26 protein-coding genes are annotated in these 25,763 nt (G+C 39.4%); 1 reads left to right on the forward strand and 25 read right to left on the reverse strand.

The features are described from left to right. Positions 1–151: 151 nt before the first annotated feature. The 17 genes from FHY45_RS07095 to FHY45_RS07175 form a co-directional block, all read right to left on the reverse strand. A complete protein-coding gene (locus tag FHY45_RS07095) occupies positions 152–382 on the reverse strand; it encodes a KH domain-containing protein (RefSeq protein WP_066100515.1) in 231 nt (76 codons plus the stop codon). A 14-nt stretch (positions 383–396) separates the two neighbouring features. Next, positions 397–669, reverse strand: coding sequence for a 30S ribosomal protein S16 (rpsP, locus tag FHY45_RS07100; RefSeq protein WP_066100518.1), 273 nt, complete (start codon positions 667–669; stop codon positions 397–399). 95 nt (positions 670–764) lie between these two features. Further along, complete coding sequence (gene ffh, locus FHY45_RS07105; RefSeq protein ID WP_139891263.1) at positions 765–2,111, reverse strand: signal recognition particle protein; 1,347 nt, start codon at positions 2,109–2,111, stop codon at positions 765–767. 11 nt (positions 2,112–2,122) lie between these two features. Next, positions 2,123–2,461, reverse strand: coding sequence for a putative DNA-binding protein (locus FHY45_RS07110; RefSeq protein ID WP_066100523.1), 339 nt, complete (start codon positions 2,459–2,461; stop codon positions 2,123–2,125). 354 nt (positions 2,462–2,815) lie between these two features. Further along, positions 2,816–3,805 (reverse strand): signal recognition particle-docking protein FtsY, encoded by a 990-nt coding sequence (gene ftsY, locus FHY45_RS07115; RefSeq protein ID WP_139891264.1) that lies wholly within the window; start codon positions 3,803–3,805, stop codon positions 2,816–2,818. Between the two features lie 13 nt (positions 3,806–3,818). Continuing rightward, entirely contained in the window at positions 3,819–7,388 is a 3,570-nt protein-coding gene (gene smc / locus FHY45_RS07120; protein WP_139891560.1) for a chromosome segregation protein SMC, read from the reverse strand. 42 nt (positions 7,389–7,430) lie between these two features. Continuing rightward, on the reverse strand, positions 7,431–8,156 hold the full coding sequence (gene rnc / locus FHY45_RS07125) for a ribonuclease III (protein WP_066100529.1): 726 nt from the start codon (positions 8,154–8,156) through the stop codon (positions 7,431–7,433). 169 nt (positions 8,157–8,325) lie between these two features. Next, positions 8,326–8,559: an acyl carrier protein gene (locus FHY45_RS07130; protein ID WP_066100531.1), complete on the reverse strand. Its 234-nt coding sequence runs from the start codon at positions 8,557–8,559 to the stop codon at positions 8,326–8,328. Between the two features lie 73 nt (positions 8,560–8,632). Then, entirely contained in the window at positions 8,633–9,379 is a 747-nt protein-coding gene (gene fabG / locus FHY45_RS07135) for a 3-oxoacyl-[acyl-carrier-protein] reductase (RefSeq protein ID WP_066100536.1), read from the reverse strand. Then, entirely contained in the window at positions 9,372–10,331 is a 960-nt protein-coding gene (gene fabD, locus FHY45_RS07140; RefSeq protein ID WP_139891561.1) for an ACP S-malonyltransferase, read from the reverse strand. The genes fabG and fabD overlap by 8 nt, the downstream gene beginning before the upstream one ends. Positions 10,332–10,380: 49 nt before the next feature. Further along, a complete protein-coding gene (plsX, locus tag FHY45_RS07145; protein ID WP_139891265.1) occupies positions 10,381–11,358 on the reverse strand; it encodes a phosphate acyltransferase PlsX in 978 nt (325 codons plus the stop codon). Further along, a complete protein-coding gene (gene fapR / locus FHY45_RS07150; RefSeq protein ID WP_066100552.1) occupies positions 11,355–11,939 on the reverse strand; it encodes a transcription factor FapR in 585 nt (194 codons plus the stop codon). The genes plsX and fapR overlap by 4 nt, the downstream gene beginning before the upstream one ends. A 102-nt stretch (positions 11,940–12,041) precedes the next feature. Further along, the gene (gene recG, locus FHY45_RS07155) at positions 12,042–14,090 is read right to left on the reverse strand and encodes an ATP-dependent DNA helicase RecG (RefSeq protein ID WP_139891266.1); all 2,049 of its coding nucleotides are present in this window, start codon (positions 14,088–14,090) and stop codon (positions 12,042–12,044) included. Position 14,091: 1 nt separating this feature from the next. Next, a complete protein-coding gene (locus FHY45_RS07160) occupies positions 14,092–14,436 on the reverse strand; it encodes a hypothetical protein (RefSeq protein WP_139891267.1) in 345 nt (114 codons plus the stop codon). A 32-nt stretch (positions 14,437–14,468) separates the two neighbouring features. Beyond that, the gene (gene sdaAB, locus FHY45_RS07165; RefSeq protein ID WP_066100561.1) at positions 14,469–15,131 is read right to left on the reverse strand and encodes an L-serine ammonia-lyase, iron-sulfur-dependent subunit beta; all 663 of its coding nucleotides are present in this window, start codon (positions 15,129–15,131) and stop codon (positions 14,469–14,471) included. 95 nt (positions 15,132–15,226) lie between these two features. Then, a complete protein-coding gene (locus FHY45_RS07170; protein ID WP_066100564.1) occupies positions 15,227–16,903 on the reverse strand; it encodes a DAK2 domain-containing protein in 1,677 nt (558 codons plus the stop codon). Positions 16,904–16,921: 18 nt separating this feature from the next. Next, positions 16,922–17,284, reverse strand: coding sequence for an Asp23/Gls24 family envelope stress response protein (locus FHY45_RS07175; protein ID WP_066100567.1), 363 nt, complete (start codon positions 17,282–17,284; stop codon positions 16,922–16,924). Between the two features lie 244 nt (positions 17,285–17,528). Between FHY45_RS07175 and rpmB the strand changes: the two genes are divergently transcribed. After that, positions 17,529–17,717, forward strand: a complete 189-nt coding sequence (rpmB, locus tag FHY45_RS07180; RefSeq protein ID WP_066100570.1) for a 50S ribosomal protein L28 — start codon at positions 17,529–17,531, stop codon at positions 17,715–17,717. Between the two features lie 212 nt (positions 17,718–17,929). Here rpmB and spoVM read toward each other — a convergent pair whose 3' ends face one another. The 8 genes from spoVM to rsmB form a co-directional block, all read right to left on the reverse strand. Beyond that, positions 17,930–18,010 carry a stage V sporulation protein SpoVM gene (spoVM, locus tag FHY45_RS07185; RefSeq protein WP_049671465.1) on the reverse strand — a complete coding sequence of 27 codons (81 nt, stop codon included), beginning with the start codon at positions 18,008–18,010 and terminating at the stop codon, positions 17,930–17,932. A gap of 73 nt (positions 18,011–18,083) precedes the next feature. Then, a complete protein-coding gene (locus FHY45_RS07190; protein WP_139891268.1) occupies positions 18,084–18,728 on the reverse strand; it encodes a thiamine diphosphokinase in 645 nt (214 codons plus the stop codon). 248 nt (positions 18,729–18,976) lie between these two features. Further along, positions 18,977–19,624 carry a ribulose-phosphate 3-epimerase gene (gene rpe / locus FHY45_RS07195; protein WP_139891269.1) on the reverse strand — a complete coding sequence of 216 codons (648 nt, stop codon included), beginning with the start codon at positions 19,622–19,624 and terminating at the stop codon, positions 18,977–18,979. A 2-nt stretch (positions 19,625–19,626) separates the two neighbouring features. Next, positions 19,627–20,508, reverse strand: a complete 882-nt coding sequence (gene rsgA, locus FHY45_RS07200) for a ribosome small subunit-dependent GTPase A (protein ID WP_139891270.1) — start codon at positions 20,506–20,508, stop codon at positions 19,627–19,629. An 18-nt stretch (positions 20,509–20,526) separates the two neighbouring features. Next, positions 20,527–22,563, reverse strand: a complete 2,037-nt coding sequence (gene pknB, locus FHY45_RS07205; protein WP_066100585.1) for a Stk1 family PASTA domain-containing Ser/Thr kinase — start codon at positions 22,561–22,563, stop codon at positions 20,527–20,529. Between the two features lie 5 nt (positions 22,564–22,568). After that, a complete protein-coding gene (locus FHY45_RS07210) occupies positions 22,569–23,321 on the reverse strand; it encodes a Stp1/IreP family PP2C-type Ser/Thr phosphatase (protein ID WP_066100586.1) in 753 nt (250 codons plus the stop codon). 4 nt (positions 23,322–23,325) lie between these two features. Continuing rightward, positions 23,326–24,411, reverse strand: a complete 1,086-nt coding sequence (rlmN, locus tag FHY45_RS07215; RefSeq protein ID WP_066100590.1) for a dual-specificity RNA methyltransferase RlmN — start codon at positions 24,409–24,411, stop codon at positions 23,326–23,328. Positions 24,412–24,414: 3 nt separating this feature from the next. Then, positions 24,415–25,761, reverse strand: a complete 1,347-nt coding sequence (gene rsmB, locus FHY45_RS07220) for a 16S rRNA (cytosine(967)-C(5))-methyltransferase RsmB (protein WP_139891271.1) — start codon at positions 25,759–25,761, stop codon at positions 24,415–24,417. Positions 25,762–25,763: the final 2 nt, after the last annotated feature.

Raw genomic sequence — 25,763 nt, forward strand, 5'->3', positions numbered from 1 at the left:
AAAGCTGAAGGGCCTAATTCAAGGAACGAAGACTAAAAACGCCACATCCTGTGGCAACATCTTCGTTACCTCATCTCCTTGCCCTCTTGCTCAGCCCTTAGTGAGTATGCATGAATATATAAGAAAAAGGAGGGATTGCTCCCTCCTTTTTTCAATCGCGTATTTCCAGATAGACTTTTTTGTCATTCTTGGATGCAGCAGTATACACTACTGTTCGAATAGCTTTAGCTACACGCCCCTGTTTGCCGATTACCTTCCCCATGTCTTTCTTATTGACCGACAGGGTAAAGACAATCTTATTGGCTTGTTCATCCATTGCTACGGTCACGTCATCCGGATGATCGACAAGAGGCTTTACGATTGTTTCAATCAATTCTATCATAACGGACCTTTATATTACTTGCTTTGCTTCGCGTTGTGGAATTTTTCCATGATGCCTTCTTTTGACAACAAGTTACGAACTGTGTCAGATGGTTTAGCACCATTTTGAAGCCATTGTAAAGTAAGTTCCTCGTCAATTTTCACTTCAGCTGGGTTTGCAACTGGGTTGTAAGTTCCAACTGTCTCAATGAAACGACCGTCACGAGGAGAACGAGAATCTGCTACTACAATACGATAGAAAGGAGTCTTTTTAGCTCCCATACGTTTTAAACGAATTTTTACTGCCATTTTATACTTGCACCTCCGAATAGTATCACACAAGATAGTATATTACCAAATCAATATACCCTTGTAAAGTGTTTTTTCTTAACACCCATATTTTTTTACATAAAAGGTAGCTTAAAGCCGCCTTTTTTCTTACCTTTTTGCTGCATGCCAGTCATTTGCTTCATCAACTTCTTCATGTCTTCAAATTGCTTTAGAAGTCGGTTTACTTCCTGAATCGGTCTTCCGCTTCCTTTAGCAATCCGTTTACGTCTGCTGGCATTAATAATTTCAGGCTGATCCTTCTCTTTCTTCGTCATTGATTGAATGATTGCCTCAACATGAGCAATTTGCTTATCATCAATGGAAAGATTGTTCATCCCTTTAATTTTGTTTGCACCTGGAAGCATTTTTAAAATGTCATCCAGCGGTCCCATTTTTTTGACCTGTGCTAGCTGTTCGAGGAAATCATCAAATGTGAAAGAGTTTGTACGCATCTTCTTCTCGAGTTCGCGTGCTTTCTCCTCATCAACATCAGTTTGGGCCTTCTCAATCAGCGTGAGAACATCGCCCATCCCTAGAATCCTTGAAGCCATTCGTTCCGGGTGGAATGGCTCTAATGCATCCATCTTTTCACCCATACCGACAAACTTAATCGGTTTTTCAGCTACTGAACGAATTGATAATGCTGCACCACCACGTGTATCTCCATCCAATTTGGTTAAAATAACACCGGTGATTTCGAGTTGGTCGTTAAAGCTTTTAGCTACAGTGACCGCATCCTGTCCTGTCATGGCATCTACAACTAAGAAAATCTCATCTGGTTTTACAGCTTCTTTAATTTCAGCCAATTCGCCCATCAGATTTTCATCAATATGCAAACGCCCTGCTGTATCGACTAAAACATAATCGCAATGCTCTTCTTTAGCTTTGGCAACCCCTTGCTTGGCAATTTCTACAGGACTCACTTGATCTCCCAAAGAAAAGACAGGCATAGAGAGCTGACCGCCTAAAGTTTCAAGCTGCTTAATTGCTGCGGGACGATAAATATCGGCTGCAACTAGCATTGGTTTACGATTATATTTCTTGCGGAGCAGATTAGCCAGTTTACCTGTGGTTGTTGTTTTACCGGCACCCTGTAAACCAACCATAAGGATAACAGTTGGAGGACGATTTGAAACAGCAATCTTGCTTTGTTCGCCACCCATTAATTCCGTCAATTCTTCCTTAACGACCTTGATTACCTGTTGACCAGGTGTCAAGCTCTTTAAAACTTCTTGACCAATAGCCCTTTCATTGACACGTTTGATAAAATCCTTAACTACTTTAAAGTTAACGTCTGCTTCAAGAAGTGCGAGCTTTACTTCTCTCATCATTTCTTTTACATCAGCTTCCGTCACTTTACCCTTGCCTCGGATTCTTTGCAAAGTGCCCTGCAGTCGGTCGGCTAAACCTTCAAATGCCATTATGCCGCCTCCTAATCTAACTTTTCAAGAGATGCTATAATCTCAATCAGTTGTTCTTTAACATCATTTTCATTCATCTGTTCTGTTAAACTTCCTAACTTATTGAGCAAAAGGCTGCGTTCCTGTGATTTATAAAACAGTAAAAGCTTAGCCTCGTATTCTTCAAGCATCGCTTCTGTTCGCTTAATATTATCATAAACGGCCTGGCGGCTCACCTCATATTCATCGGCAATTTCACCCAGGGAATAATCGTCCAGATAATAAAGAGACATATAACTTTTTTGCTTTGGTGTCAGCAATGATTGATAGAAGTCATATAGGTAATTCATCCGCATTGTTTTCTCGAGCATTACTGACCCTCCAACTCTGTTAAGTGAAATACCTTTACAATATACAAGTTTAATCGGAAAATCAAAGAATGTCAAGAACCCTTTCCTGAAGAGGCAAGGCTTGTATTACCAATGCTTTACTGTCATATTTCAGTTTTAAAAACACATGCAAAAGAGCGCAGTTTTTATTTAAAAAGATAGATTAATCCAAGGTGACACCAATGGTCAAATCTCTTCTATCCTTGCTCCTTTCGAACCAACTGCCTTTTCCCGAATGATTATCCCTGTCTAAAAATCCTCTAAAATTACGACATAGGCTCCGTAAAAGAGAAAAGAGCCCGTATAAACACTGGCTCTTCCCTTCAAAATAATTGTTTACTCTTCTGCTTCATCTACTAACTCGGCAAATAATCCATATACAAATTGTTCTGCATCGAATTCCTGTAAATCATCCATTTGCTCACCCAGGCCAGCGAATTTAACTGGAATGCCGAGCTCATTTCGAATGGCGATGACAATTCCGCCTTTCGCTGTTCCATCTAGCTTTGTTAATACAATCCCGGAAACATCAGTTGCTTCCTTAAATGTTTTGGTTTGAATTAACGCATTCTGTCCAGTGGTGGCATCGAGAACCAACAACACTTCATGCGGTGCACCCGGTACTTCCCGTTCAATAACCTTCTTAACCTTTTCAAGCTCTTTCATAAGGTTAACCTTATTTTGAAGTCTTCCCGCTGTGTCACATAGAAGGATATCCGCTTTACGTGATTTAGCAGCCTGTACAGCATCAAACATAACAGCAGCCGGATCTGAACCTGCTCCCTGCTTAATGACCTCTACACCAACCCGGTGGCCCCATACTTCTAATTGTTCAATCGCACCGGCACGGAAAGTATCTCCTGCTGCCAAAAGGACCTTTTTACCCTCACTCTTATATTTATGAGCAAGTTTTCCAATCGTTGTCGTTTTACCGACACCATTCACACCAACAAACAAGATAACTGTCAGTTGATCGTTCTGGATGTTTACAGCATTGGATTTCTCCTCACCAGCCTGATAAATTTCAACAAGCTTCTCAGAAATAACGCTTCGTACATCTTTTGTATCTTTTATATTGCGGCGTTTCACTTCAAATTTCAGCTTATCAATCAATTCCATTACGGTTTCAACACCGATATCCGCCTGAATCATGACATCTTCAAGCTCTTCAAAAAAGTCTTCATCCACTTCTCTGTAGCGGGCAACTAAATCATTGACCTTTTCGGAAAATGAATTTCTTGTTTTAGTCAATCCCTGTTTAAACTTTTCAGATGTACTAGTTGTTTGTTCACTAAATTTTTCTTTTAGCTTCTTAAAAAAACTCATGTATTTACCACCTTTAAGTTGATTCAATTAATTCCTTTGATTCCTCTAACCGGACAGAAACAAGCTTCGAAACTCCTGATTCCTGCATGGTAACACCATACAGGACGTCCGCTTCTTCCATTGTTCCCTTGCGGTGCGTGATTACGATAAATTGCGTTTCTTTACTAAATTGCTTTAAGTATTGGCTGAAACGGTACACGTTCGCTTCATCAAGCGCCGCTTCCACTTCATCCAATATACAAAACGGAACCGGTCTTACGCGTAAAATAGCGAACAAAAGAGCGATGGCTGTTAGCGCACGTTCCCCACCTGATAATAAACTGAGATTTTGCAGCTTTTTACCAGGAGGCTGCGCAATGATATCCACACCGGTATTTAGTATGTCCTCTGGATCTGTCAACTTGAGCTCTGCTCGACCTCCGCCAAACAGTGAAGGGAACACCAAATTGAATTCTTTCTTAATTGCATTGAAGGTAATCTCGAAACGGCGCTTCATTTCTTCATCCATTTCATCAATCACATCAAACAATGTATCTTTTGCTTCCTGCAAATCATCTCTTTGAGCTGTTAAAAATTCATATCGCTCTGAAACGCGATCATATTCTTCAATCGCTCCAATATTCACTGTACCAAGCTCTTCGATAGAAAGCTTAATTAATTTCACTTTCCGTTTTGCTTCTTCAGGTTCAACCGTAAGTGGATATTGTTCTTTAGCTGCCTCAAAGGTAAGTGCATATTCCTCCCGAAGCGTATCCAAACGGGTGTCCATTTCCACATCTAAACGATTGAGTTTAATCTCTTCATCTTTTAATGTTTCTGATAGTCCTCTATGCTGGCGTTTCCACTCTTTTAGTTCCATTTCATTTTCTTCAACAAGCTCTAATAGTTCCTGTCGCTTTGCTCGTGAAGCTTCAATTTCACGAACCGCTTGTTCCTTTTGTTCCAGCTTCTCTGCTGCAGTTTGTTCCAGATTAGTTTCACCTGTGGAGCTTGATGACATTTCACCATTTAACAGGGAAAGGTCTTCTTCATTATCACGAATGTTTTGTTTTACCTCATTTAATTCTGATGTCAACCGCTCTACTTCATTTTGCTGATGCTGAAGCTGTTCGGTTTTTGATGCTAATTGAATCTTTAATTCATTCAATTCCTCTACGAGGGAATCCTTGCTCGATTGATCCATCTGCTTTTGCTCGGTATACCTGCTAATATCAGCATCCATTTGTTTAATGGATTGTTCATAGGAGGAGAGACTGTTTACCAATTCCTTTATACGACTTTCTTTCATATGGCGTTCTTCATCAAGTGACGATTTTTCCATATCATAAATCGTTAATCGTTCATTGACATTGCGTTCTTCAAGCTGCAGCTCTCTTATTTGCCCTTTAATAGATTCTTCATTCAAACGAAGCGTTTCACCAGCTTCACGAAGACGGGTGACTTGTTTCTCAGAATCAGCCAAATCTGCTTTTATTTTCTTTACATGAGCTTCCAGCTTGGCTGTCTGCTCGTCCATTTGGGCGATTTTTTCAACAAGCTCCTCTTTTTCTCCCTTACGTGAAAGAATAGATGAACCCGACTGTCTGTTCGCTCCACCTGTCATTGCTCCACCTGGACTGACAATATCCCCTTCCAGGGTAACAATTCTATATCGATATCCTGTAAGCTTTGCGATTTCATTAGCTCCGACCAAATCCTGAACAATAAAAACATTTCCCAAAAGACTTGTCATGACTTCTTTATACTTCTCATCATACTGAACAAGATTAGAAGCAAGCCCAATAAAAGCCTGATGAGACCCAGCAGTCTGTAAAACCTGAGATAGGACAGACTTACCTTTTATTGTGGATAAAGGCAAGAACGTAGCTCTTCCAAGTCGATTGCGTTTTAAGAAAGCAATCGCTGTACGTGCATGATGTTCTTCTTCCACCACAATATTTTGCAGGGCTCCACCCAGAGCAGTCTCAATGGCAACCGCATAATCCTTCGGCACATTAAGTAATTCAGCAATAGCGCCTTCAATTCCATGTAAGTTTTTATTCTTTTCTTTAAGAATTTCTTTTACACCCTGGAAAAATCCGGAGTAATCCTCTTCCATTTCTTCAAGCATTTCTTTTCTTGATTTTGCTTTTTGCAAATATTGATATGCCTGATAAAGAGTTTTTTCCTGTTTTTCATATTGGGTTTTTAAATTTTCATGCGAATGCTGTAATTCACGATAACGATAAATTTGATTCTCTAGATCCTGCTGAACGGCATGGAGTCGGATTTCCGTTTCTTTCAAGCGAGCCGTCACCTGTTCCCTAGAAGACAATAATTTCCCATTATCAAGATTTAATTTTGCATGCTTACTTTGCTGTTGGCTTAATTGCTGTTCTAAATAGGTCAGCTCATGTTTCGCCGCAGCCTGTTGGTTTAACTGTTCAATATACTCACTTTTCAGAGCATCAATTTTAGCTTCCAGGTCTCCCGCAAAGTTACTAAGCAAATTTTGTTTTTCCTGTAATTTTTGTTTAAAGTTTTTCGTTTCTGCCTGAAGAAGATGCAATGTACCCACTTTTTCATCTCGGATACGTGAGACCTGAATCAATTTATCTCGCCAGTTTTGCAGACTTTTTTCAAGATGCTGCTTGTTTTGGCTTGCATTCTTCATTCTTTCAATTAAAACTTGTTTACGGCCTTCTACCTTTTCAAGTTCTTCACTGACAGATAACAAAGTAGACTGTAAAGACTGAATACGATTATCTAGCTCAGTCAACTGCAAGCGAGTCGCTTCTACTGCGGATTCCTTTTTCTGAATTAATAAACTGAATTCAGAATCCTTTATTTGATGCTCTTCAAGCTGCTTTGATAATGAAGTCCATTTTTCGTGAAGGACTTCAATTTCATATACAAGCAAGGCAGCTTCAAATTCCTCAAGTTCCTCTTTTTGCTGAAGATAATCGCGGGCAATGGATGCCTGTATCTTGAGTGGCTCCACCTGTCCCTCCAGTTCATGTAAAATATCATGAACACGGTTCAGGTTAGCCCTTGTTTCCTCAAGCTTAACCTCCGCTTTCTTCTTCCTTGTTTTATATTTTAATACACCAGCTGCTTCTTCAAATATAGTGCGGCGTTCCTCCGCTTTACTGCTTAAAATCTCTTCTACTTTCCCTTGGCTTATAATTGAAAAAGCTTCCTTCCCAAGTCCTGAATCCATGAATAAATCAACGATGTCTTTCAAACGACATGGTTTTTTATTAATGAAAAAGTCACTGTCACCAGAACGGGTCACCCTTCTTGTGACACTAACTTCATGGAAATCAATCGGAAGGAACTGACTTTCATTATTTAATGTAAGTGTAACCTCTGCAAAGTTAAGAGCCTTTCTGGAGTCACTTCCAGCAAAAATAATATCCTCCATTTTGGAGCCCCTCAACGATTTTGCAGATTGTTCACCCAACACCCAACGGATTGAATCTGTGATATTGCTTTTCCCGCTTCCATTCGGACCTACTACAGCAGTTACACCCGAAACAAATTCAACGGAAATGCGTTCAGCAAAAGATTTGAAACCTACTATATCCAATCGTTTCAAAAACAATTGTTTATCTTCTGACATGGTACCCAACTGCCTTTTAATCATTTATTTACTGCTTTTCTGCAAGTGCATCAATGCTTGCTGCGCAGCATGTTGTTCTGCTTCTTTTTTCGATTTGCCCTTACCTGCTCCAAATTCCTTCCCATTCAAGGATACTCTGGCGATAAATTCTCTGTTGTGTGCAGGACCTTTTTCATTAAGAATTTTGTATTCCAATGTACCAATTCCGTCTTTCTGAACCAATTCCTGTAACTGGCTCTTAAAATCCATCACATGAGAAAAAGCACCGTTATCTATTTTTGGATAGACTGATTTTTTGAGGAACTCAATTACGACATCTAACCCCTGGTCTAAATATAATGCCCCGATAAAAGCCTCAAAGACATCTGCCAGAAGAGCCGGACGTTCCCTTCCTCCAGTCATTTCTTCCCCTTTTCCAAGTAATATTAAAGGACCAAAGGAATATTCAGTGGCAAACTTAACAAGTGAAGGCTCACAAACGATAGCAGCTCTAAGCTTTGTTAATTCTCCTTCACTCATCGTATTGAATTTTTTGTATAAAAATTGTGATACAGTCAATTCCAATACCGCATCCCCCAAAAATTCCAATCGTTCGTTATCTTCATATGGCTTGCGACGATGCTCATTCACATAGGATGAATGTGTAAATGCTTGTTTTAATAAATTGATGTTTTCAAATGAAACACCAAGCCGATCCTGAAATGCGATAAAATCTGCATCATTGTTTATCTTTCTTTTACTCTTCTGCATATTGACCCCCTGCTAAATCTGACTAAAAAGTTTCTCACATTTTAGTATATATAAATCCAAAGAATTGGAAAAGGTACAAATTGATAACGAAATTCTTTGATATATACAGACTTTTATTATAATAGCATGAAAAGCCCCGTATTTATACGGAGCTTTTCATAAGAACTAATTAGTTTTGGCTTTTTATGTAGTTCACAGCATCGCCAACTGTTGAAATTTTTTCAGCATCATCATCTGAAATTTCCATACCGAATTCATCTTCAAGTTCCATAACCAATTCCACAACATCAAGGGAATCAGCACCAAGATCATCTTTAAAAGAAGCTTCAAGTGTTACTTCGGATTCATCTACACCAAGGCGATCTACGATTATTTTAGATACTTTCTCTAATACGTCTGACACAACTTCACCTCCCTTCAAGATTGCATCTAGTATATTGTACAAGGGTTAATCGACATATTCAATCTTTGAGTTATTACATAACCATTCCGCCATCGACATGAATCGTTTGGCCAGTAATATATCCGGAATCTTCCGCAGCCAGGAAAACAGCTGTTTTAGCCACGTCCTCCGGCTTACCAAATCGGCCCAATGGTATTTGCTTCAACATTTGCTCTCCAACATTCTCCGTTAATGCATTGGTCATATCTGTTTCAATAAATCCAGGGGCAATCGCATTTACAGTAATCCCACGTGTTGCCAATTCTTTAGCCGATGTTTTGGTTAACCCTATGACTCCTGATTTAGCAGCTACATAATTGGCCTGACCGGCATTTCCGCTCACACCCACCACAGACGAAATATTAATAATCCGTCCCTGCCTTTGCTTCATCATTTGCCTGGATACAGCTTTTGTACAAAGGAAAACACCTTTTAAGTTTGTATTGATGACAGAATCCCAATCATCTTCCTTCATACGGATCAACAAATTGTCACGTGTGATTCCTGCATTATTTATCAAAATATCAATCTTGCCAAATTTTTCAGTTACAATTTTCACCATATCAGTAACAGACTCAGCATTTGTCACATCCCCCTGGATGGATATTGCTTCTCTGCCAATCTCCGTTATTTCTTTAACAACATTTTCAGCTTTTTCGCTGTTCCCGGCATAATTAACAGCAACTGAAGCCCCTTCTTTTGCCAGAGCAATAGCAATGGCACGACCGATTCCTCTAGATGCGCCCGTCACAAGCGCAATTTTCCCATCCAATTTACCCATTTGCTTTAACCTCCGCATCAAGTGAACTGACCACATTTTTACATGATTCAATATCTTTGACTGAGTATACTTTAACACCGCGGTTGATTTTCTTAACTAGGCCTGAAAGAACAGTTCCAGGACCAAATTCGATAAAGGTTGTCACACCTTCATGAATCATATACTCAACAGATTGCTGCCATTTCACTGGAGAATACAGCTGTTTGACCAGACTGTCTTTTATTTCATCACCTGTTCCAGCTAGGGTTCCCGTATAGTTCGATATGATTGGATAATCAGGAGTCCTAATTTCTATTGTATTGAGTGTATCCGCAAGCTTACTCGCTGCGGGTTTCATCAACGAAGAGTGAAAAGGACCGCTGACTTCCAGGGGAAGCACTCTCTTTGCTCCTTTTTCCTTTGCAAGCTCTCCTGCCAATCTTACCCCATCCATTGTTCCAGAGATAATAATTTGGCCAGGGGAATTTAAGTTTGCTAATTGTACAGGTTCACCTTGATTCGTTATCGTTTTCGTTACTTCTTCTAGACTTGACTCATCCATACCAAGAATAGCACTCATCGTGCCTATCCCAGATGGAACAGCCTGCTCCATATATAAGCCTCGATTTCGTACGAGTTTTACCGCATCCTCGTATTGAATGGACCCAGCTGCAGCATAAGCCGTATATTCACCCAGGCTGTGACCTGCCATATAATCAGGTTTTAAATCAGACATTTCACGAAATACGCTAAGAAGCGCTAAACTTGTAATTAACAGACTCGGCTGAGCATTGTATGTACGTGTCAATTTCTCTTGCGGTCCTTCGAAAATAAGCTTACTGAACTCTTCAGCCAAGCATTCATCTGCTTTTAAAAAGAGATTTTTCACATTTTGATAATTGTCGTAAGCATCTTTTCCCATACCTACAGTTTGTGAGCCCTGACCCGGAAAAATAAAAGCAAATTTAGTCATCATATCCCCCTTACTATTCGTCCCCTTACATTCGTTCCCTTTTCTTCGTTTATTTTATTGCCTCATGAATCGTTTCTGCAACATGATGTTCTACCATAATTTTCGCCTGACGAATGGCATTATAGAATGCATTTGCATCTGAGGAACCATGTGCTTTTATGACAGGAGCTTTTAATCCAAATAGACCTGCACCACCGTATTCAGAGTAATCCAGCTTATTTTTCAGTTCTTTAAACCCTGGCTTTAAAACAGCTGCGGCCAGTTTGCTCTTTAGATCGACCATCATCGCTTCTTTTAACATTTTAAATAAAGCAGAAGCCGTACCTTCAGTTGTTTTTAAAACCATGTTTCCGGTAAACCCGTCGGTTACGACAACATCAGCTACTCCATTTAACAAATCCCGAGCTTCCACATTACCGATAAAATTAAAGTCAGCATCCTTCAATAAAGCAAATGCCTGCTTGGTAAGCTCATTTCCTTTTTTATCCTCGGTACCAATATTCAATAAACCAACTCGCGGTTTTTCAATATTGCGGACCTTCTCAGCATAAACAGACCCCATCAAGCCATATTGGTAAAGATGCTCCGGCTTCGCATCAGCATTGGCTCCCACATCCAACAGAACAAATCCTTTTCCATCAATTGTCGGTAATGTTGGGCTTAGTGCAGGTCGATCAATTCCATCAATTCTTCCAACCACAAAGAGACCTGCGGCCATTAGAGCTCCCGTATTTCCTGCTGAGATGCACGCATCGGCCTGTCCATCTTTTACATACTGAGCAGCAAGTACCATAGAGGCATTTTTCTTTCTTCGCACGGCTCTTACCGGTTCATCATCACCAGTTATAACCTCATTCGTATGGATAATGGTTATCCGTTCATCTGAAGTTAAATGCTTTTTAATTTCAGCTTCATCGCCAATAAGCATAATTTCTAGTTCCGGGAAAGATTTAATCGCTTTTTCTGCGCCTTTCACAGACTCTTTTGGTCCGTGGTCTCCACCCATAGCATCTAATGCAATTTTCATTCTTGTTCATCCTTTTTCTCTGTAGTCGTTCGGTACATGGAAAACTCCCCTTTAAATACAAGCTCCTTACCTACATAGCTATGCACAGTAATCAGGGATCTTCCTTTATCGTTATCCACTTCAATAACCTTGGCTTTGGCAATCACACGATCGCCTTCATACACAGATTTTGTGAAGTGGATGGCAGCTTTTGCTGTTAACGCCAGTTCCTCATTAGTTACCGCAACGGCCAATGAATTGGCTTGTGCGAATAAATGATGCCCTCTGGCTATTTTATTTCTCTTAAATACATGTTCAGGTTTTATATCCAACAAGGAAATAGCACTGTTATCTAAATCAAGATCAATAATATCCCCGATTATTTCATCAACAGGTAAAGATTTAATCTCGTCTGTCATTCTTTTCTCGGCGACAGACTTTATTCTTTCTCTCAATTCCGGGATGGATAGTTCGAGGCGATCCAGACGAATCGTTTGGATACTAACCTTTAATTGTTCAGCCAATTCCTCATCGGTAATAAAAGGATTATCCTGTATCATATCCTTTAATATAGCTTGTCTATCCTTCTTGTTTCTTTTCAAAAACCTTCACCTTCCGAAGTATTATGACTAGGTACTAATAGTAGTATATAATTTAAAAAACCAGATTGCAAGAATTTTTCGGGTTATCATGCAATCTGTTAATCAATCTAATTTCTCTCCCTCTAGAACCCCAGAGCCAGCCAGATAATCTCTTAGATATTTATACTTTTCGTCAGTCCAGAATTCATTTCCGGAAATTAATTCTTCAGCATCCTTCCTGGCCGTTTCAAGCGCGCGGTAGTCATGCACCATGTCTGCTATCTTAAATTCAGGTACCCCACTCTGCTTTCTGCCAAAAAAGTCCCCTGGTCCTCTTAACTCTAAATCCTTCTCACTCAATGCGAAACCATCAGTTGTATCGCACATTGCATTCAACCGTTCAATTCCCACCTCTGTTTTTGGGTCTGCTATTAAGATACAATAGGATTGTTCTGCACCCCGTCCTACACGGCCTCTTAATTGATGAAGCTGCGACAAACCAAATCTTTCGGCATCATAAATCACCATCACAGTCGCATTAGGCACATTCACCCCCACTTCCACGACGGTCGTTGATACGAGGACTTGAATATCATTATTTCCGAAACCGCGCATGATTTCATCCTTTTCATCTGAATGGAGCTTACCATGCATAAGCCCAACAGAATATTTCGGGCTAAAATACTGTGTCATAGCCGTATGAACATCCAATACATTTTGCAAATCCAGCTTTTCTGATTCCTCAATCAGTGGACAAATCACATATGCCTGCCGTCCATTGTCCAATTCCTTGCTCATAAATGCCAGAATTCTGTCTAACATATTATGCTTGGCCCAATACGTTTCTATCTTTTTCCTTCCAGATGGCATTTGATCAATGATTGATACATCCATTTCACCAAACACCGTTATCGCAAGAGTTCTGGGAATAGGCGTAGCGGTCATGAATAATACATCGGGACTCTCCCCTTTTTCCCTCAATATACGACGTTGCTCCACACCAAACCGATGTTGTTCATCTGTAATGACAAGGCCGAGGTTTTTGAAATTAACATCCTTTTGTATTAAAGCATGTGTTCCTATTAATATATCGATTTCACCTTGTTCAAGCATCTCCATCATTTCTCTCCGGCGTTTTCCCTTCACACTCGATGTTAGCAGAGCTACATTTACACCAAAGGGCTGCAGAAGTTCAAACAGGGAATTGGCATGCTGCTCTGCCAAAATTTCAGTCGGTACCATTAAGGCGCCTTGATACCCGGCAGTCACTACAGCATAAAGAAGGATTGCTGCCACTACCGTTTTTCCAGAACCAACATCCCCCTGGAGCAGTCGATTCATACGATAAGGAGACCGTAAATCCTGCGCAATTTCATTTACGACCTTTTTTTGAGCATCTGTCAGCTCAAATGGTAAAGAAGCGATAAACTTCTTCAATTTCGTATTATCGTACATATGAGACTGTCCATTTGAATTTTCCCTTTTAACTTTCCTAAGGGCCTGCATTTTAATTTGAAACAATAAAAATTCCTCGTAGACAAATCTCCTGTGTGCATGCTTTACTTCAGCGGCGTTCTGAGGAAAATGCAAGTAACGTAAAGCAAGACCTCTTTCCGGTAATTTATATTGGGTAAGATAATGTTCAGGTAAAATTTCTACAAGATCTTCTCTATGAGCAAGATACGCATTTTTAATCCATTTGCGCAGTGATTTGACAGAGATATCACCTTTTGTATGATAAACTGGTTCAAATTCCTGTTCCCTCGCCTCTGAACCCAGTTTATATTCAGATGCCGTCAGGGTTAAACGGTTTTTATCCCATTTCCCTGTTACCGTTATCGTTTCATTCAGTTTTAATTTGTTTTTCATATAGGGTTGATTGAAGAATGTAACAGTAATAATGTGGCGTCCCGTTAAAAGTTTAACATTTAAGCGGGATTTTTTTCGTCCGAAATAGGTTAAATTTGGGGCTGATTGAATAACACCCTCAATCGTTAGACGTTCATCATGGGCTGCTTCCACGATATCTTTAATTCGAAAATCTTCATAGCGATACGGAAAATATTCAAGCAAATCCGCAACTGTATAAATGCCAAGATTATTAAGCTGCAGAGCGGATTCAGGTCCTATCCCCTTTACTGTATCTACTGATAAATCATTTAGTCTACTCATTTTATATCCTTTGAAATCCTAAGTATTTTTCATTTATTTCTTTGCCCGTTGGTGTAGCAGCTAATCCACCTTGAGCTGTTTCATGCAATGATATCGGCAACATTTGTATGATGTTAACCATTGCTTTAATTCTTTCATCACAGAGGATGCTAAACCGTATATGAGAACGAATGTCATCCCATCCTCTTTCGATAGCTTGTTCCAAAACGGCTAGAATTTGATTCATCTGCCTGATAAGTGTTTCCTTTGATATGACGATGCACTTCATTCCCTGCTGAATCATGTCAAATATCTTCTCACCTTTATTTTCAGCAAGTTTAACTAATTCGGCAACATGGCGAAACATACAGTAACCTCCTAATAAAGGGTAGTCTGCTTTTAATCTGAAACTTTTGTAACTTGTGTCACATGATTCAGCAATGAAATTTCCTCTACTATATCATCACCGATATTTTGATCGACCTCAATTGTCATTAGAGCCATTTTTCCTACATCTTTTCGCGATACTTCCATATGACCAATATTAATTTCATGCTTGGCTAGGACATTAGAAACACTTGCTATAGCTCCGAAACGATCGTCGTGTACAACTAAAATGGCCGGGTGATGGCCTGATAAACGTAATTCAAACCCATTCAGTTCAAGTATTTCTATTTTTCCACCGCCTATCGAAATGCCGACTAATTCCATTTCTCCGGTATCATCGCCCATTCTAATTCTGGCTGTATTTGGATGATCAGTTACAGCATCTTCTTCTACAAATGTGATTTCTATGTTCTGCTCTTTTGCTATGTCAAGAGATTGAATAAGACGTGTATCCGAAGTATCGAAATCTAATAACCCAGCCACAATGGCGACATCGGTTCCATGTCCCTTGTACGTTTTGGCAAATGAACCATAAAATGAAATAATCGCCCATTTAGGCTTTCTATTAAACAGGCTTCTCGCCACCCGTCCTATTCGTGCAGCCCCAGCCGTATGAGAACTGGAAGGACCAACCATTATTGGGCCGATTATATCAAATCCACTTTTATATTTCATTTCTTATCCTCTCCCAGTAAAATCAAAAAAATCTTTACATACTGAAATAGAAGGGGTATCCCCCTTCTATTAATGTGATGATTTATATATGCTTTTTATTCAGCAGCAAAAATATAGGAGTACAACGGCTGTTTTCCGTTATGCACTTCAACTTCTACTTCTGGGTAGCTATCCGCACAGTATTGAACTAGACGGTCCACTTCATCCTGTGAGCTCTCTTCACCATAAAGAATCGTTAAGATTTCAGCATCATCCAGAATGTTTTCAAGCACCTGTTTAGCCGCTTCCACTCTATCCTTGTTTTTCACTTTTATCTTACCATCAATTAGGCCCATATAGTCGTTTTTCTCGATTTCAAGACCTTCAATGTTTGTGTCACGTACCGCAAACGTAACTTGTCCTGTTATAACACTCTCCAGCGCGTCTTTCATTATACCTTCATTCTCGCTTGCTGAAGCAGCAGGATTAAAGGACAACAAGGCAGTTAACCCTTGAGGTATCGTCTTACTTGGAATCACTGTAACAGCCTTTTCCATTACATCGGAAGCCTGTTCAGCTGCCATAATAATATTTTTATTATTTGGAAGGATGTATACATGATCTGCATTAACAGATTCAATTGCTTTTACGATATCTTCAGTTGAAGGGTTCATAGTTTGTCCGCCTTCAATCACCACATCTGCACCGATGCTTCTGAACAAATCAGCAATTCCTTCGCCCATAGCAATCGCTACTACACCAAAATCTTTCTTCTCTGTTTTTACAGGTGCAGTTTCTCGTAAGTCATTCGCAGTTTCATTTAAAATCGTTGAATGCTGTTCACGCATATTCTCGATTTTGATTTTAATCAAGCTGCCGTATTGTTGAGCGTAATTTAAACAGTTCCCAGGATTTTCTGCATGAACATGGACTTTTACGATATCATCATCTGCAATGACAAGCAGGGAATCACCGTACTGGCTCAAGTCATTTCTGAACTGCTCTTCATTGAAAGGATTCTCAGCAATCTTTTCAGGTTCAAAACGGACCATGAACTCTGTGCAATATCCAAATTCGATATCTTCTGTTTTCATATGTCCCTGAACATTGATATGATGCTCTGCTTTTACAAGCTCATCCATCTTAGGCATGGATTCAGGTGTTTCAGCAAGCTTTTCACCTTTTAATTCAGCCAGAAATCCTTCATAAACGAAAACTAATCCCTGACCACCACTATCTACTACGCCTACTTCTTTAAGCACTGGCAATAAATCTGGAGTACGTTTTAATGAAGCTTTAGCTTCTTTCAAAATAGCTTCCATAATTGCAATGATATTTGTTTCCGTTTCAGAAGCTGCAAGGCCTGCTTTTGATGCTTCTCTAGCAACCGTCAGGATCGTTCCTTCAACAGGTTTCATAACCGCTTTGTAGGCAGTTTCTACACCAGCTTCAAATGCCAAAGCAAATTCTTTACCATCAATGGTCGCTTTTGGCTCAATATTTTTTGCAAATCCCCTGAATAATTGGGATAAAATAACGCCTGAGTTTCCACGCGCTCCCATCAACAATCCTTTAGCTAAAGAAGAACCAACCTTACCAATATGGTCCTGTACATTATTTTTCACTTCTTTAGCACCTGATGTCATGGAAAGATTCATATTTGTTCCTGTATCACCATCAGGCACAGGAAATACGTTTAATGAATCAACTAATTTAGCGTTGGCAGACAGCCTGTTCGCACCCTGTATGACCATTTCGGCGAATCTTTTGCCGTCAATAGATGTTATAGCCACTCAAATTTCCTCCTTAAATTACGGATTCGTAACACGAACCCCTTGAACAAAGATATTAACGGATTCTACCGAAAGTCCAACAGTTTGGCTTAATGTATATTTAACCTTAGATTGAACATTATGAGCTATTTCGGAAATTTTTGTTCCGTAGCTTACAATGATATACATATCAATATGTAATTCATCTTCAACCTGTCTGACTACGACTCCTTTGGAAAAGTTCTCTTTACGCAGTATCTCACTGATTCCGTCTTTAATCTGATGTTTTGAAGCCATACCGACGATCCCGTAACAATCTACGGCTGCTCCACCAGCAATGATTGCTAATACATCATTAGAAATATCTATTTGTCCGTATTTTGTACTCATTTCAATGGACATGTTTGTTCCCCCTTTATAGTAACCATAGCTAGAATCCATTTTACTATAATCACTTTTGAATGGAAAGCCTTTATCCTTTTCCAATTAATCAAAGATAAAATAGTATGTCAAGGTTTTTTTCTTGAAAGACCCTTTCAATTGTATTGCATTATAGCGATAGGTATGTTAAATTATTAAAGTATCTTTTGAAGAGACCGACTAAAAAAGAAATGATTAATATAGGCAGTAAGGAGGGAATTGGGCTATGTCACGCAAATGTGTTATTACCGGCAGAAAAACAACTTCCGGAAACCATCGTTCTCATGCCATGAACGCTAACAAACGTACATGGAAAGCTAACGTTCAAAAAGTTCGTATTCTTGTTAACGGAAAACCGAAAAGAGTATACGTTTCTACAAGAGCGTTAAAATCTGGTAAAGTTGAACGCGTATAATAAACGAAAACAAGCATCCTTTTAAAGGATGCTTGTTTATTTTTCCCATCATAACCCCTGTTTAGTCTTGTGTTCTTGAATATTTTTATGAAAATAAAACCACCGAAGGAAAATTTTTATAATTTCCAGGACTTAGCCTAAGACAAGAAATTTTATAAAGAATTAAATTAAACATAAGAAAAACACCCTTTTACAGGGTGCCATATATTTAATTATCCTTTCTTAAAAGCTCCCAACATCGCCTTGACGATTCCTCCCAAAAAGCGGGGCAATTTAATTGTATAAAATTTCATTGTGTCCCTCCTTAGCTCTGCCCGGTTCTCATTATACATTTTCATTTATATAGTAAAAATTCCAACACATAAATCAATCTCTGCTTCTTACCACCAATAATATGCCTTTCAAAAACGAAAAAGTACCAGTTTTAAAATTTAATTCATTGCTAACCGATAATGTCCGGCCACGGTAAAGAGTGACATTTGATAATGGATATTTAAAGTTTACAAGGGTGATTCCCTCTATTTCTTCTGTTATTGGTATAAACGATATGTATTTAAACTCAGTCTCATCCAATACATAGGAACCAGGTTTAAAAAGTCTGATCTCATTGTTACGATCCACTATTCTTGTAGGAATTCCTTCTTTCATATGCTTCTCATCTGCAAGCATCATGATATTGGCCAATGTATGGTCCATTCTGCCGCCCGTTGCCCCATAAATCGTGATTCTGTCCGGCACTTGCTTATAAGCCCATTCAAGAGCTAATTCCAGGTCGGTAGCATCTTTTTCAGGAGGATACTCATAAAAGTGTTCACTGTGCTCTCGTACACGGTTGAGCTCATCCTTAGAGATTGAATCGAAATCACCAAACACACTATGTAGATGAATACCCGCCTCTAAAATTTGTAGCGAGCCCCGATCAACACCAACCCAAATCATCTCTTTGCTATTTAACTTCCTTAAATCCGGAATATATATATCAGGACCGCCTGCGACGATATTTATTTCCATAAAGTCAGCTCCTTTACTTATTTTCACAAAAAAAGGGTTATCCTCTTTTAGCGAATGGACAACCCTTTACTTTTTTATTATATGATTCTTTACTAATTCAGATACCAGATCGGTTTCCCCCTGGTATACAAATCCTGCTCACTTCTTTTATACTTACAATGATCTGGCTAATAGACTTAGAATCATTTATAGACCACATAAACTGCTCTTCTAACTGAATTTATAACAAGGAAAAAACTCACACAAAATTATTCCCCACGAATGGCAGCGATTGCTTTCTTTCTATCATCCTTATTATATATAGCCGAACCTGCCACAAGAACTGTTGCACCTTTTTCAATGCACAACTTGGCAGTTTCCTCATTTACACCGCCATCAATCTCAATTTCGATAGACAAGCCTTTTTCTTTGATCATTTTATCCACCTGCTCGATTTTATCAAGGACACTTGGAATAAAGGCTTGTCCACCAAAGCCAGGATTGACCGACATTAAGAGGACCATATCAAGATCATCCAAAATATATTCCAAAACGGCAGGTGACGTCCCTGGATTTAATACTACCCCTGCCTTAACCCCATAGGATTTAATTAATTGGATCGTACGATGCAAGTGTGTACAGGCTTCCGCATGAACTGTTATATAGTCAGCACCGGCCTTTGCAAATGCTTCAATATATTGGTCAGGATTTTCAATCATGAGATGAACATCAAGCGTTAATTTAGTGATGGGGCGTACAGAATCAACAATAAGTGGACCAATCGTTATATTAGGAACAAAATGACCATCCATAACATCGATATGAATCCAATCTGCTCCCCCTCTTTCTACATCCCGTATTTCCTCTCCCAATTTCGAAAAATCAGCTGATAATATGGATGGAGCAATTTTAACCATCGTTAATACCTCGGCTTTCTATCTTTTATTTCCTCCAGAAACTGCAAATAATGCTCGTATCTATATTTCTGGATTTCCCCAATTTCAACACCATGCTTTACAGCACATTTTGGCTCTTTTACATGCAAGCAGCCTCTAAATTTGCATTCTGAGCTTCTTTCCCTGATTTCAGGGAAACAGCCTGGCAGCTCCTCTGCTTCAATTTCAGTAAATTCAAGCGAACTAAAACCAGGTGTGTCAGCTAATAACCCATCACCAAGGTCAATAAGCTCCACATGTCTTGTTGTATGCTTCCCCCTGCCCAAATGGGAGGAAATGATATTAGTTTTCAAATTAAGAGAAGGATCAAGCACATTCAACAAAGAAGACTTGCCTACTCCGGATTGTCCTGCAAATACTGAGATTTTCCCCCTCAAGAAAGGCATTAACTCTGATACTCCTGCTTCTTCCAAGGAAGACGTTAATATAACATCATAGCCAATTGCCCTGTACTGATCGGCATATTCATGAATCCTTTTTTCATCTTCAGGTTCCAGTAAATCCATTTTACTGATACAAATAATTGGAGCAATATTCTTCGATTCAACCAAAACTAAAAATCGATCCAATAAACTCGTACTGAAATCCGGTTCTGCAGCGGAAAATACGAGAATCGCTTGATCCACATTTGAAATAGGAGGACGTACCAATTCATTTTGGCGTTCTTTAATTTCCATTATATATCCATCTGTTGGATTTTCCGCTTGATAAATAACTGTATCTCCAACAAGCGGAGTTACCTTTTGTTTTCTGAAAACACCTCGGCCTCTGCATTGAATGATTTGACCTTCATCCGCTACATAATAAAAGCCGCTCAGTGCTTTAATAATTTTTCCTTCAGGCATATATTCCCTCCTTCAAAGTTAACTATCCGAATAACTAATAACGCCCTCATCATAAACACTGTTATCCTTTATAATCTTATACCCTGCTTTTCCATCATGCGGGATAGTAAATTGCAACGTTTTTTTGACAGTTGAAGTCATTTCAAACGTTTCAACAGGTTCTGTCATATTGTTATTTAAGTCCTCAATTAGGATGGTCACGGTTTGTGGCACACCGGCTAATTCTTCATCATACGTTATGGTAACCTCTTTACTCATAACCTTAGGAGGAATTTCTTCTTCTCCTTTTGAAACTGTTACTTTGACTTCCGACCCAATCTCAACAGCAGTGCCGGCAGCCGGTTCCTGGGAAATGACTTGTCCCTCTTTAATTTTCGAACTGTACTCCTCTTTTGCGATTGTAATCTTTAACCCGGTATCAGCCTCATAATCATCCAGTGCTCTCTGGTTGTAATCCGTTAAATCTTTCAGGGTGATTTTGGCTGGGCCGCTGCTTAGCGTTAATTTCAAAATGGTTTCCGATGGGATGACCTCATCCCCTTGCCTAGGATCCTGTTCAAGTACAGTCCCTACTTCTGAATCATCATTTACCCGCTCTATCTCAATATCTTTGAATCCGAAACCCTCAATGAGTGATTTAATATCTTCATAATTCCGATCCTCATAATCGAGAACTTCTACCTGCTCTTTGCCACTGCTGAAAAATACATTAATAACTGAACCTTCCTTAACGGTATCACCTGCTTCAGGATCAGTGTTTATAACATTTCCCGCGGCGATTTCTTCATCAGGCTTTTCAACCGTCTCACCGATTTCAAAACCTTGCTCAATTAGAGTCGACAGAGCGTTTTCCAATTGTTCATCCCTTACATCAGGTACTTTAACATCCTTTGCTGCGAGCATTCCCGGCAAAAACAAGACAGCCAGAACAGCAATCAAAATTAGACTGGCTAAAATAACCCCAATTATTTTAGGCCATTTTTTCTTTTTCTTAGGCTGTTGCTTTTGCTTTTTTGTTTTATCTTTCTTTTGCTTTTGTTTTTGCTTTTTGTTTTTTAACAATCCCTTTTTACCGCTTGATTGTTCCGCTGGTTCCATCATCACGGTATCTTCGTCCAGAGTCAGGATTTTCGTCTCATCATGATTTCCAAACATTTCATCGTTTGTAATAATCGGAATCGCTTTTGTCGCGTCATCATCACTTGGGATGATAAATTTGCTTTCATTTAATCTGTCTGGATTCAAGGCCGTTTCTATGTCTTGTTCCATTTCCTCCACACTCGAATATCGGTGAAATGAATCCTTTGCGGTTGCCTTTAGGATAATATTTTCCACACTTTGAGGTATAGCTGGATTCCATCGTCTTGGAGACGGTGTCTCTGATTGCAGATGCTTCAGGGCAATCGAAACAGCAGACTCACCGGAAAAAGGCAATCGGCCTGTAAGTAATTCAAACATCACTATCCCCAAAGAATAGATATCGGACTTTTTATTCGCCATACCGCCTCTTGCTTGTTCAGGAGACAAATAATGAACCGACCCAAGAACAGAGTTCGTTTGAGTTATGGACGTTGCACTAAGAGCCATTGCAATCCCAAAGTCAGTGATTTTCACATTGCCGTCATGATCAATTAATACATTATGCGGCTTAATGTCTCTATGTACAATATGGTTCTGATGGGCATGTGTGACCGCTGATGTAATTTGTTTCATAATATCCAAGGCTTTCTCAACCGGAATTGGCGAATAGGCTTGGATATATTGCTTTAAGGTCATACCATCGACAAATTCCATCACAATATAATATATATCGCCTTCTTCTCCAACATCATAAATACTAACAATGTTTGGGTGAGTCAGGCTTGTGGCTGATTGTGCCTCCCTATGAAAGCGCCTGATAAATTCCTCATCGTTGGAAAAGTCCATACGAAGAATTTTTAATGCTACATCACGATCAAGAATCATATCTCTTGCCAGATAAACATTAGCCATACCGCCTCCGCCAATCATACGGAGGATTTTATATCTATCGCTAATTCGTTTGCCGGTCAACATATAACTCACCCTCTTTCACTTTCAAAGCTGTGCAGAAGGATTACTAGAGTTATATTATCTTCTCCTCCGTTTTCATTAGCTTTTTGAATAAATGTATCTGCAATATGGTCTAAAGAATCATTGCCTGTAATAATGGTTTCTATTTCAGTTTCAGATAGTTTATCAGAGAGGCCGTCTGAGCATAATAACAGACGGTCCCCTTCCTCAAAACTGATTGTTTTAATATCTACATCCACACTATTTTCTGTTCCAAGAGCGCGAAGGATGACATTTTTTCTAGGATGATGTGCGGCGTCTTCTTTAGATATTTGACCGGAACGGACAAGCTCATTAACCAGGGAATGGTCTTCAGTTACTTGTTTAAACCCACTATCATTCAGCAGATAACATCTCGAATCTCCAACATTCACAATGGTGGCTGATTTGTCTGTACAAACTACGCCAACTATTGTTGTCCCCATTCCTTCACATTCCTCGTGTGCCATGGAGTGCTCAAAAATTTCATGGTTAACCCTTTTAACCTGCTCCTCCAAAAACAATTCGATTGAACTTGGTGAATCAGACTGCAACTCGGTTTCCCATGCTTCTTTTAGTTTGGAAACAGCCATTTCACTTGCTACATCACCAGCTTTGTGACCACCCATTCCATCGGCAATGACAGCAAAAACCATTTGAGAATTTTCCTTGTAAAATATACCGCCCTGATCCTCATTATGGATTCTCACCTTGCCCCGGTCTGTCCTAAAAACTGCCTTCATCCCATCACCTCGTCTCTTCTTTCCTCTCTTTTGCTCTTAGTTGTCCGCAAGCCGCATCAATATCATGCCCTTGCTCTCTTCTCGTAGTAACATTAACGCCTTGATCCTTCAATGTTTTTTCAAACAGATCGATTTGCTCTCTTGGTGTCCGGACATAATCCCGTTCTGGAACATAGTTGACCGGTATTAAATTCACATGGCATTTTATATCCTTGATAAGTGCCGCAAGTTCAAGCGCATGCTCTACTTGGTCATTTTCACCACCAAAGAGACCATATTCAAATGTAATCCTTCTGCCCGTTTTTTCAACATAATACTTAACAGCTTCCATTAACTGCGGAAGCTTGTAGGCTCTGTTAATAGGCATAAGCTTACTGCGAAGCTCAGTGTTTGGCGCATGCAGGGAAATCGCAAAATTAATTTGTAATTTTTCATCTGCAAATTTATATATTTTAGGAATGATTCCGCTAGTTGAAACCGTTATATGACGCGCTCCGATATTTAACCCTTTATCATGGTTAATGATTCGTAAGAATCCCATCATATTATCATAGTTATCGAATGGTTCCCCGATACCCATGATTACTACGGAACTAACACGCTCATTAGTTTCATCAAGGGCCTGCTGCACTTTTACAACCTGTGCAACAATTTCACCTGCTTCAAGATTTCGCTTTAACCCGCCCAGAGTGGATGCACAGAATGTACAGCCTATTCTGCAGCCAACCTGTGTGGTTACACAGACTGAGTTTCCATAATCATGGCGCATTAATACGGTCTCGATTGAATAACCATCCTTCAATTCAAATAAGAATTTAATCGTGCCGTCTTTTGATGTTTGCTTGATTAGTGTATTTAAAGTGGTTAATGTAAATGATTCTTCCAATTTTGTACGTAAATTTTTGGAAAGGTTCGTCATATCTTCATAAGTAGAAACCCTTTTTTCATATAACCATTCAAAAATTTGTGTTGCCCGGAATGCTTTTTCTCCGTTTTCTTCAAGCCATTCTTTCAGTTGATCTAATTGTAAGGAATATATAGATGGGAGTTGCTCCTGTTTCTTTACTTCCTTAGCTGTTGTTTGTTCCATTCCTTATGCCTTCTTTCGAATAGAAGCAATAAAAAATCCGTCGCTTCCAAAATATTGAGGTAGTACTTGCAAACTATTATCCATTATATAAGGTCTTACCGGTTCCGGCATTCTTTCCTTTAGGGTAAGATCCTTTTCAAACTCAGGATGCGCCTGTATAAACGCATCAATCACATCATTATTTTCATCATTGCCAACAGTACAAGTACTATAAACTATTGTACCGCCTTTTTTTACCAATTGGGATACTTGATGTAAAATATCAAATTGAATTTTCGCAAGCGCGCTCAAATCGTTCTCGCTTTTTGTATACTTGGCATCCGGTTTACGCTTTAACACTCCTAGTCCTGAACAAGGAGCATCCACAAGGACTTTATCAAACATCTCTGTTTCAAAAAATTCTTGAGTTTTTCTGGCATCCATTTGTTTGGTTACAATATTCGATAAACCAAGACGTTTTGCCTGCATATCAATTAATTTAGTTTTATGTGCATGAAGGTCAAGTGCGTAAATTTGCCCGGTATCGTTCATCTTTTCTGCCATATGCATGGTTTTCCCGCCTGGAGCCGCACAGCTATCAAGAATCGTATCATTTTCTTTCGGTGCTAAAGCATAAGCCACAAGCATGGAGCTCTCATCCTGAATACTAAAAAGCCCTTCTTTAAAGCTTGCTGACAAAGCCATATTACCTTTGAGGCAGCGAATTCCTTCTTCTATTAAAAGACTTGGTTCAACCATGTATCCTTCGCTTTTCAGCTTTTCCATCAATTCTTCCCTGCTGATTTTCGTCAGGTTTACTCTGCCGGTTTGAACAGGAGCGTGCAAGTTCTCCTCACACATTTCCTTGGTTTTAGCCACTCCAAATCCCTCTGCCCACTTTCTTACAAGCCATAATGGATGGCTTGTTGAGACTGAGATTTTTTCCAGGGGATCTTTTATGTCATCCAATGATGGAACTCCTTCACGTTGGATAGACCTCAGTACACCATTAACCAATGAGGCAATTCCGCGATGGCCGCGTTTTTTTGCAATTTCCACTGCTTCATGGATAGCAGCCCGATCAGGAACCCGATCAAGATAAAACATTTGAAAAACTGTCATTTCAATGAGCAATAACACCCAGGATTGAAGCTTTTTAGGGTTTTTGATAAACGGTTTAACATAGTATTCCAATGTCATTTTCCGTTGTATCGTTCCATACGTCAGCTCGGTCAACAACCCTACATCCTGTGGGGAGAGTTCATTTTCTTTTATGGCATGGTTTAATGATAGATTACTGTATGCCTGGCTTTTTTCGACAGACACCAGAATATCAAGCGCAACTTCTCTTACATTCTTTTTTTGTGGCATTC

Source organism: Bacillus sp. D386, from assembly GCF_006346415.1.

What these genes read in the sequence shown, in the direction of transcription:
- FHY45_RS07190 (WP_139891268.1), bottom strand. Translation starts at nt 18,728, where the DNA reads ATGGAAATAAATATCGTCGCAGGCGGTCCTGATATATATATTCCGGAT.
- rnc (WP_066100529.1), bottom strand. Translation starts at nt 8,156, where the DNA reads ATGCAGAAGAGTAAAAGAAAGATAAACAATGATGCAGATTTTATCGCA.
- plsX (WP_139891265.1), bottom strand. Translation starts at nt 11,358, where the DNA reads ATGAAAATTGCATTAGATGCTATGGGTGGAGACCACGGACCAAAAGAG.
- rsmB (WP_139891271.1), bottom strand. Translation starts at nt 25,761, where the DNA reads ATGCCACAAAAAAAGAATGTAAGAGAAGTTGCGCTTGATATTCTGGTG.
- FHY45_RS07095 (WP_066100515.1), bottom strand. Translation starts at nt 382, where the DNA reads ATGATAGAATTGATTGAAACAATCGTAAAGCCTCTTGTCGATCATCCG.
- rpsP (WP_066100518.1), bottom strand. Translation starts at nt 669, where the DNA reads ATGGCAGTAAAAATTCGTTTAAAACGTATGGGAGCTAAAAAGACTCCT.
- fabG (WP_066100536.1), bottom strand. Translation starts at nt 9,379, where the DNA reads ATGGGTAAATTGGATGGGAAAATTGCGCTTGTGACGGGCGCATCTAGA.
- FHY45_RS07160 (WP_139891267.1), bottom strand. Translation starts at nt 14,436, where the DNA reads ATGTTTCGCCATGTTGCCGAATTAGTTAAACTTGCTGAAAATAAAGGT.
- FHY45_RS07210 (WP_066100586.1), bottom strand. Translation starts at nt 23,321, where the DNA reads ATGAAGGCAGTTTTTAGGACAGACCGGGGCAAGGTGAGAATCCATAAT.
- ftsY (WP_139891264.1), bottom strand. Translation starts at nt 3,805, where the DNA reads ATGAGTTTTTTTAAGAAGCTAAAAGAAAAATTTAGTGAACAAACAACT.
- rlmN (WP_066100590.1), bottom strand. Translation starts at nt 24,411, where the DNA reads ATGGAACAAACAACAGCTAAGGAAGTAAAGAAACAGGAGCAACTCCCA.
- rpmB (WP_066100570.1), top strand. Translation starts at nt 17,529, where the DNA reads ATGTCACGCAAATGTGTTATTACCGGCAGAAAAACAACTTCCGGAAAC.
- sdaAB (WP_066100561.1), bottom strand. Translation starts at nt 15,131, where the DNA reads ATGAAATATAAAAGTGGATTTGATATAATCGGCCCAATAATGGTTGGT.
- spoVM (WP_049671465.1), bottom strand. Translation starts at nt 18,010, where the DNA reads ATGAAATTTTATACAATTAAATTGCCCCGCTTTTTGGGAGGAATCGTC.
- FHY45_RS07175 (WP_066100567.1), bottom strand. Translation starts at nt 17,284, where the DNA reads ATGTCCATTGAAATGAGTACAAAATACGGACAAATAGATATTTCTAAT.
- pknB (WP_066100585.1), bottom strand. Translation starts at nt 22,563, where the DNA reads ATGTTGACCGGCAAACGAATTAGCGATAGATATAAAATCCTCCGTATG.
- fabD (WP_139891561.1), bottom strand. Translation starts at nt 10,331, where the DNA reads ATGACTAAATTTGCTTTTATTTTTCCGGGTCAGGGCTCACAAACTGTA.
- FHY45_RS07110 (WP_066100523.1), bottom strand. Translation starts at nt 2,461, where the DNA reads ATGCTCGAGAAAACAATGCGGATGAATTACCTATATGACTTCTATCAA.
- recG (WP_139891266.1), bottom strand. Translation starts at nt 14,090, where the DNA reads ATGAGTAGACTAAATGATTTATCAGTAGATACAGTAAAGGGGATAGGA.
- rsgA (WP_139891270.1), bottom strand. Translation starts at nt 20,508, where the DNA reads ATGCCTGAAGGAAAAATTATTAAAGCACTGAGCGGCTTTTATTATGTA.
- ffh (WP_139891263.1), bottom strand. Translation starts at nt 2,111, where the DNA reads ATGGCATTTGAAGGTTTAGCCGACCGACTGCAGGGCACTTTGCAAAGA.
- rpe (WP_139891269.1), bottom strand. Translation starts at nt 19,624, where the DNA reads ATGGTTAAAATTGCTCCATCCATATTATCAGCTGATTTTTCGAAATTG.